Raw genomic sequence first — 1294 nt, 5'->3', positions numbered from 1 at the left:
TCCTTATACAGTCTACAATTTAAAGGATGGCTCTACATTTACAAATACAGGTTCACAATGGGATCCAGTAACATCTACAACAAGTCCAGATGGAAAGTTAAGAACTGAATCAGCTACTTCATTATGGCACAGTTCAGGATATGGAGTTGTATTTAAAAATGGTAATTCTTTAGAGATTGATGTAGAAGGTTCTAATACAATAGTTCGCTTTTATGGATCTATTTATAGTCAAGGTACTATGAGTGGTGGAACAACTGCTGGAGGATCAGATTTAGGAGCCTTTGATGTAAAAGTAACAGAAGATAAAACAGGTTTTTATGAGTTTAATTACGTTGGAGGCCCTACTACTTTATATTTTACTTTTAGTGGAGCTAATGCATATACTCCAGCTATTCAAGTAACAAATTTGACCTCAACAATCACTAAAACAGACGTTTGGGATTTTGGAGCAGCTCAATTAGATGAAGTACTATATAACAATATGTTAAATGTAGATAAAATAAACGCTTGGTATTCAGGCATAAATCCTGGAACTTCTGGAGTTAATTTACCATCTACTTTTACAGAAGGCATTTTAACTTGGGTAAGTACAAGTAGTACTAGTGATCGTTTAAGAACAACTAATGTAAATCTTACAAGATTTGATTCTAATTTAGGTACAACAGATACTAGTGTTTCTGGAAGATTGTATGTAAACACTTCTTCATCAGCAAGATATATAAATTTAACTTTGAATGAGGATGATGAGATTACAATACTTATGAATTCTCAAAATGGAGTAGGGAATGTTCATTTTGAGTTTGTTTCTAATCAATCTATTCAAGATGATGAAATTACAGTAGGAAGTAGTTTACAAGAAGTAAAATTTGTAGCCAAAGTTTCTGGGGAATACAAAATTCATATGCCAAATGATAAGCCAAGTTATTACAGAATATACAGAAGAGAAGCGAAATATGTTACTATAACAGGAAATGTTGATACTGCAAATGCTCCAGATTTACCCAATAATTATACAATTGATTTTACAAATGAAGCAGGTAAAACATTTTCAGCTGTGGTTTCTAATGGAGTTTATACTATAGATTTACCAGCAGATTATACCTATACTGCAAGTGTAGGAGGTGCAAATGGGTATTTATTAGGAAATGAATCAGTTTTAGAAGTTACTCAAGATTCTGCAACTTATGATGTTCAAATAATAAAAGTTACCTTGTTTGCAGTTACTGGAAATATTTCAGGTTTAACAGATTTAACGAATCTTAAACTAGCTTATACTACAGATGCAGCTGCAAAT

At 32.1% G+C, this 1294-nt stretch carries 1 protein-coding gene; it reads left to right on the top strand.

From position 1 onward, the window contains the following. Positions 1-1294 (top strand): hypothetical protein (locus IU405_RS00195; protein WP_197436657.1); only part of this gene is annotated, 1294 nt, incomplete at both ends.

The organism is Polaribacter sp. BAL334, assembly GCF_015767435.1.
Lineage (GTDB): Bacteria > Bacteroidota > Bacteroidia > Flavobacteriales > Flavobacteriaceae > Polaribacter.
Note: the sequence above shows the minus strand (reverse complement) of the source record. Positions and strands in the feature narration are given on the sequence as shown.